6 protein-coding genes and 2 pseudogenes are annotated in these 6,768 nt (G+C 59.8%); 5 read left to right on the plus strand and 3 right to left on the minus strand.

The features are described from left to right. The coding region (locus MnOB_RS27785) for a heavy metal translocating P-type ATPase (protein ID WP_234358343.1) at positions 1-1,369 on the minus strand (1,369 nt) is incomplete at its 3' end. Positions 1,370-1,577: 208 nt separating this feature from the next. Between MnOB_RS27785 and cadR the strand changes: the two genes are divergently transcribed. Continuing rightward, entirely contained in the window at positions 1,578-2,024 is a 447-nt protein-coding gene (cadR, locus tag MnOB_RS27790) for a Cd(II)/Pb(II)-responsive transcriptional regulator (protein WP_077527769.1), read from the plus strand. 531 nt (positions 2,025-2,555) lie between these two features. On the opposite strand, the gene MnOB_RS27795 is transcribed toward cadR, so the two are convergent. After that, positions 2,556-3,155 (minus strand): phosphatase PAP2 family protein, encoded by a 600-nt coding sequence (locus MnOB_RS27795; RefSeq protein ID WP_077527770.1) that lies wholly within the window; start codon positions 3,153-3,155, stop codon positions 2,556-2,558. A 106-nt stretch (positions 3,156-3,261) separates the two neighbouring features. Further along, positions 3,262-4,020: an NHL repeat-containing protein gene (locus tag MnOB_RS27800; RefSeq protein WP_234358344.1), complete on the minus strand. Its 759-nt coding sequence runs from the start codon at positions 4,018-4,020 to the stop codon at positions 3,262-3,264. A 245-nt stretch (positions 4,021-4,265) separates the two neighbouring features. On the opposite strand from MnOB_RS27800, the gene rloA3 reads away from it, so the two are divergent. From rloA3 to MnOB_RS27820, 4 genes and pseudogenes are all read left to right on the plus strand, one after another. Further along, complete coding sequence (rloA3, locus tag MnOB_RS27805; protein WP_077527772.1) at positions 4,266-4,799, plus strand: retropepsin-like aspartic peptidase RloA3; 534 nt, start codon at positions 4,266-4,268, stop codon at positions 4,797-4,799. A gap of 76 nt (positions 4,800-4,875) precedes the next feature. After that, positions 4,876-5,569: pseudogene (locus MnOB_RS27810) on the plus strand (response regulator transcription factor). A gap of 50 nt (positions 5,570-5,619) precedes the next feature. Further along, positions 5,620-6,048, plus strand: coding sequence for a sensor histidine kinase (locus MnOB_RS27815; RefSeq protein WP_158713867.1), 429 nt, complete (start codon positions 5,620-5,622; stop codon positions 6,046-6,048). Positions 6,049-6,178: 130 nt separating this feature from the next. Then, positions 6,179-6,768: pseudogene (locus MnOB_RS27820) on the plus strand (hypothetical protein); the annotation flags it as partial.

Consider the following 6,768-nt stretch of genomic DNA (forward strand, 5'->3'; position numbering starts at 1 on the left):
TGTCCAAGGCCAAGTGGGTGAGCTTGCGACCGCTTTCCAGGTACACGCCGCCCTTGATCAGAATGCCTTTGCGGGCAGCTGCCGCCAGGCCGCTGACGATGGTGACTGGGGTCGAGATCACCAGCGCGCAGGGGCAGGCCACCACCAGGAGTACCAAGGCCCGATAGATCCATTCGAACCACTCGCCGCCCATCAGCAAGGGCGGCAGGATTGCTACGGCCAGCGAGAAAACGAACACGGCTGACGTGTAGATGCGGGAGAACTGGTCAACGAATCGCTGGGTCGGCGCGCGAGCGCCTTGGGCCTCTTCAACCGCATGAATGATGCGCGCCAGGGTGGAGTGGCTGGCTTCTGCAGTGACCCGATACTCCAGTTCCCCGGCCTGGTTGATGGTGCCGGCGAACACCGGATCGCCCACGGTCTTCTCCACGGGCAGGCTCTCGCCGGTGATGGGGGCCTGGTTGATCGTCGAGTTCCCTCTGACTACCTCGCCGTCGAGACTGATGCGTTCGCCGGGGCGCGCCCGAACCCGACTACCGATTGCGACAGCGGCCACGTCCGTTTCTACCCAACTTCCATCGACTTGCTGGACGGTCGCTTTCTCGGGCGCGAGGTCCATCAGGCCACGAATGGCGTTGCGTGCGCGATCCAGGGATTTGGCTTCGATTAGCTCGGCGACCGCAAACAGGAACATGACCATGGCCGCTTCGGGCCATTGTCCAATCAGAATTGCGCCCGTAACGGCAATGCTCATCAGGGCATTAATGTTGAGGTTGCGATTTTTGAGGGCGATCCAGCCTTTCTTGTAGATGGCCAGTCCGCAAAGCAGCACAGCGGCAACGGAGATGACCGCCACCACCCATTCGGGCACCAACTGGGTGAAATGGAGAATCTCGGCCGAGACTGCCGCCACCCCCGACAGCCCCAGCCGCCACCAGTGGCCTTTTACAGGCGAGTAAGCTTCAGTCGACGCTTTTGCCTCTGCTTCCAGTTGGGGAGTGAATCCGAGTTCTCGGATGGCACTCAAGGCCGGCGTAAGCGCATCCGGCTCATGGCTAATCGTGAGGGTGCGTTGCAGCAGGTTGAACTGCAGGGCGGCGATGCCCGGCATCCCCGACAGTTTGTCGGTGATCAGCCGTTCCTCGGTAGGGCAGTCCATCTGCGCGATCGCCACCCGTGTAGTTGCGGTGGCCGCCAGGGGTTCCGCCCGCATGCCCACGGACGCGATGGCCTCGACAAGGGTTTGAGGCGACAACGATGCGTGCCGAACGCCAAGAGTACGGTTCAGCAGATTGAACTGCAGCTCCTGCACTTCCGGGATTTTCTCCAACTTGCTGCGGATAAGCGCTTCTTCCGTGGGGCAGTCCATCTGCTCGATGCGGAATGTGCTCAGCTGGCCGCTTTGTTCCGGAGGCGCTGAGCAACCCGCGTCGCAGCAAGTCGGTGTCGGCGCGCTGCCACAGGAACCGGCCTTAGGGGTGTCGTCGCAACAATTAGCCATTGTGGGGTCTCCTCTGCTATTGCGCAGTGAACATCCTATAGCCACTATAGGGTCAAGCCTTTGTTTGGAGACGGCGATGAAAATTGGCGAGTTGGCGAAAATGGCGAACTGCCAGGTTGTGACGATCCGGTATTACGAGCGCGAAGGCCTGCTCCCCGCGCCAGATCGAAGTGACGGGAACTACCGGCTCTACACCCAGGCACATGTGGAGAGGCTGGCGTTCATTCGCAACTGCAGAACGCTCGACATGACGCTGGAAGAAATTCGCCAGCTGTTGGGGTTTCGGGATCATCCGACCAGCAATTGCGCGGGTGTCAATGAACTGGTCGACGAGCATATCGAACACGTCAGGGCGCGCATTGCCAGCCTGCAGGCGTTACAGGTGCAACTGATCGAACTGAGACAAAGCTGCTCTGAAGGCCGAGAAGCCGCCGCTTGCCAGATCCTTCATCAGCTCACCGCTAGTGAAAATCATCGGGTCGAAGAGTCTTCGTCGCAGGTTGGACAGAGCCACAAGCACTAGAACCTCGTTGGAGGAGTTTAGCCCAACCGACTCGGCTTCCCCCATCGCGAGGGCCATTTGTACCTATCACAAGTGGCTAATTAGGCATCCGAACGATGCCGCGCATCCCACCGTCTTCTACCCTTGGCTCAGCCAGGGGAAGCCGCAACACCAAGAGTAAATATTGGGCCATCACATCATCGCATACGGAAAAAAAGCCATCACGACCGCGAGCACACTCGTTGGGGAGGATCGTGATGGCTCTGAAGAGTGTCCGTTCTTTTGGACGCTTTCAGCTTAGCCCGTTTGCGCGAAGGTGCTGTTTGATTCGAGCAGATGCTCGGCACGGCCGGCAGTTGACCGTTGGCTGGTTGCCAGGATCAGTCAGTGATCCTCGTTTCTCGGACCACGCCAATGGAGCCTCAAGGCTCGCCAGGAGGGCGACTTACAGCCCCCAGCGTCCCCGCCAAAAACACCGGCAGCAGGCTGTGCACCAGTTCGGACGCCAATCCCCCTCATCGCGCACGAGGCCATGGAAACCAGCATGGGTGTTTAAGGCCGAATCCATCCCTTGGCGATTAGAAATGCGAACAGGCACCGATACAGACTTTCAAGGCAATCCAGTAATCGCGACCTGAGCTGCCCATTGCTCAACAGTAGCACTACGACGCAACTGCTGACGGCCGCCACCCATAGTGCCCCGACGAGGTCGAGTGGGAAATGCACGCCAAGGTAGACGCGAGCCCATCCGACTACAATGCCAAGCAGCAAGACCAGTGCACTGGCCTTGCGCAGTGAAGCCCACATCAAAACCAGGCCCAAGGTAAAGAATACGGTTGCATGATCGCTCGGGAAGGAGGCCTCTGGTGTATGTGCTAAGAATGCGTGTCCCAACCCGATCATGAATGGCCTCGGGTGTGGCCAGTGCATACTGACCAGTTGGCTGCATCCTAGTGCGAACGCAATACTCAGCACGCCGGCCAATGCCGCCACTCTGTTCCCGCGCCCGCCCCAGAGCCACAGCCCGGCCAGCAACAGAGGTACACCATAGATAACCCACTCGGCCAGGACGGTCGCCATAAAGAGCATCCATGAGGAGGGGTGTGCGCTGGCATTGATCATCAGGAACAGCGAGCGATTCAGTTCTTCCATGGTGCAAGCACTTTCATATCTTTTGCCTTTGGGTGATTAAGTCGGATGGTCGGAACTGGTACGTAGGTACCGAACGAGACGATCAAATGGTTGCGGATCGTGCCGATCAAGATCCATTCGGCCGTCGGAAGATTTCAAGGACGCGGTTGCGCCCGTGTTCCGCCAGGTGATAGCGCCCGCTGCTAAGAGGGATGACGGTTTGCGGCGCACGCAGGTGCTGGAGAATCACCTCAAGGCGGCCGCTGGGGTCCAGTAACAGCAGGCGGGCCCCGTGCGTGGCATCTTCAGTGATCCAAAGACCGTCTTTCGTGCATTGCACGAAACCAGGCGCGTTCAAGTCTTCGACGACAAGCGGGTCTTGTCCTGCCGGCTGCCACTGCTTGACCCGGCCATTGGCTTTGTCCGTATAGAACAACCGCCCATCCGGGCAGATAGTGATGCCTTCGCCCTTGTCCAGGCCCTCGCGCAAGACGGTGAACTGCCGGGTGTCTGGGTCGTAACGCAGCAGCCGCCCTTGTGGCCCGTCTTCGATCGCATATAGCAGATGGCCATCGGTGACGACGGCCTCAACGCTGTCAGCCTCGAACAAGGTTTCGACGCGACCATCTCGAAACAACATCTGACCGTCCGGCTTGGACAAGCCCGTCAACACTTCGGTACCGCGGGCGTCAGCCTGCAGACGCAGAATCTTGCCCGTGCGATCGGGCTGCTCTTGGCTGACGAACTGCGTGCCTTGGCTGTCCAGGGCCAGGGCGCTGATTATCGAAATACCCTGCGAGAACAGCCGGTACTCCCAGCCCTCTGCCGCCGTAACCGGATGCAGATAGCGCCACGCTGGGTACGCAGCGACCGATGTCAGGACCACAGCGGCCAAGATAATCGGTCCACGCCACCGCAGCCTGGGGAAGACGGAGATTTAGCGACCTCTAAGTCGTAGCACGGCAGAAATTGCCACCACTTTGCCCTAGAGGCCGTGAAAAAAACGTTGTCGAATGGACGGCTATGGCGAGCGGACCTCATCTCACAAGCGCGCAACTAGGGTACTGCGTTAACGATTTTTTGACGCCTCGCGGTGCAGGGTGCTGCCCCATGCATCCTGGAGGAGTCCCTATGGCACGCTCAACATATCACTGGCTCGCGGCGGCGGCTCTCGCCTTACTGATCAGCCCTCACGCCCATTCTGCGACCAACAACCCACCCAAGCTGTTTGGTTGGATCGAAGAGGGATTGCTGCTCCCTGAGAAAGTCTCGGTGAAGATCAAACTGGATACCGGGGCACTGACGTCATCCATGGACGCCAAGGATCTCGAACGCTTCGAGAAGAACGGGGAACAGTGGGTGCGCTTCAATGTTGAGGTGAAAGATAGCGACACCGGCAAGCTCGTCAGTGTGCCGTTCGAGCGTCGGATTGAGCGCAATGTGAAAGTCCGTGGGGCCGGCGGCGCCGAGCGTCGGCCCGTGGTGATGATGAAAATGTGCATTGGCAACCAGGTCTATAACGAGCAGTTTTCCTTGAAGAACCGCGGAAAAATGCTCTACCCGGTGCTCATCGGCCGCCGTACGCTGGAGAACTTGGGGGCGGTGGATGTTTCCCGCACCTTCACCATGGAGCCCAACTGCAGCAAGAGTGACGCGGCTCAGTAAGGCGTGACGGCCGCTACCCGTGGCCCATACGCGCGGACGCGTAATCGACATTCACGCAGCAAAAGTGAACCAGGCCTTGCGAATTCTGAACATCGAAGACAACCCGGATATCGTCGCCAACCTGTACGAGTACTTTGAGCCACTCGGGCATCAGCTCGACAATGCGCGGACCGGCTATGCCGGGCTGACTCTAATGGCAGAGCAGCGTTTCGACGTGTTCGTGCTCGATGGCATGCTGCCCGGCCTCGATGGTCTCGAGGTTTGCCGCCGCTTGCGTGAAGAGCAGCAGTGCAACCCCCCAGTGCCCATGCTCACCACCCGCGATACGGTTCACGACAAAGTCGCCGGTTTGCGTGCAGGCGCCGATGACTAATTTGGTGAAGCCGTACTCTCTGATTGAACTGGAGGCGCGTCTGGATGCGCTGGTGAGGCGGGCCAGCGCGTCCGGCCCGGTCCAGGTGTTGCGCTTCGGCGAGCTGGAGTTCGACACCAGGACTTTCGAGGCGCGGCGCGCGGGGCAACGCCTCGAACTCACGCCATTCGGCTACAAACTGCTTGCCGCGCTATTACGCGCGGCACCACATTTGGCGACCCGCGAAGATCTGGAGCGGGAGCTCTGGAAGGACGAGCCCCCGCTCAGTGATGCCTTGCGTAGCCATATCCACGCGCTCCGGCAGGTCATTGATAAACCTTTCCCGAGTTCCTGGCCGATGGTGGTCACGGTGCCGGGCATTGGCTACCGGCTGGTCGACGACGATGCATCCGAGTGACTCGCTGCGTGGCCGAATGATCGCTGCCTACGTGTTGTTGGCGGTGATCATTGTCCGTTTTTTTGCGCCCCTTGGTTGAGCGTGAGCTGGAACGCTGCCAGCCGTTGCTGCGGGGCAAACCGCTGACGCTCCAGTTCGAGGCGCCCGAAGAGGTCTCAGTGCAGGCCATTCCGGAGCTGGTCACCATTATGGTGAGCAATCTGATCCGCAACGCCTGCCAACACACCGAGCAAGGCACCATCAGGGTTCACTTGGCCACCTGCCAAATCGTGGTGGAGGACAGTGGCACCGGTTTGCCGGAGATCGTGCGGGCTCGACTGTTTGATCGTTTCGTTCGAGGCAGTGAGGATTTCACGGACGGTTCTGGGCTGGGACTATCCATCGTCAAGCGCGTGGCCGAACACCTGGGCTGGACGGTACGGCACGACCCCGCAGCGACCGGCGGTAGCCGCTTTACCCTGAAGTTCGTTGCAACTTGATACCTCCGCAACCGTTGATCCTGCCTGGGTAGCGCTGCGTCGCGTGGGCATGCTCATCACACAGCGTTCCCGCCGCCCCAGCCTAAACTGTGTAACACACCCAGAACGGGCCGTTGCGTGGTGGCTGCCGATGAAGAATCGTCATTCGATACGCGGCCGAATGGTCGCTGCCTTTGTGCTGTTAGCGGCGATCATCGGTGGAGTGTTCGCCGGCTCAGCGTTCTTCGTGATGGCGGAGATCGAAAACCAGCTAATCGATAAGCGCCTCGCTCGCGTCGCTGAGTCGTGGACTTCAGGCTCCAACAGTGCAGTACAACTGCAGGTAAGCGACCTCAGTTTCTTCGTCGGCCAACAGATACCACAGCCCTTGCAGCGCTTGAGCCCGGGGACCCACGAATTACGCCTGAACGGTCGGACCCTGCGCGTATTGATTCGTGAGGCGGACGGCCAGCGCTATGCCCTAGTGGATGACGAAAGCGACTTCGAGGCGATAGAAGACCGTACCTATGTTGCCTTGAGCCTGGCGTTTCTGGGCGGCATCGCCTTGGCTTTACTGATTGGGCGGGCCAGCGCAAGCCGGGTCATTCGGCCCCTGACCGAATTGGCTTCTGCAGTACAGGCCGAGCAGCGAGAGGAAACGCTTCCTGGCCTTGATGCAGCCGATGAAATCGGCATATTGGCCCGGGCGATCGAGGATCGCACCAACCAGCTTAGCCATGC

The sequence above is a fragment of the Metapseudomonas resinovorans genome, from assembly GCF_002003485.1.
GTDB lineage: Bacteria > Pseudomonadota > Gammaproteobacteria > Pseudomonadales > Pseudomonadaceae > Metapseudomonas > Metapseudomonas resinovorans_D.

Excerpts from the sequence above, each read along its gene's own strand:
- rloA3 (WP_077527772.1), top strand. The coding sequence starts at position 4,266 with ATGGCACGCTCAACATATCACTGGCTCGCGGCGGCGGCTCTCGCCTTA.
- MnOB_RS27795 (WP_077527770.1), bottom strand. The coding sequence starts at position 3,155 with ATGGAAGAACTGAATCGCTCGCTGTTCCTGATGATCAATGCCAGCGCA.
- cadR (WP_077527769.1), top strand. The coding sequence starts at position 1,578 with ATGAAAATTGGCGAGTTGGCGAAAATGGCGAACTGCCAGGTTGTGACG.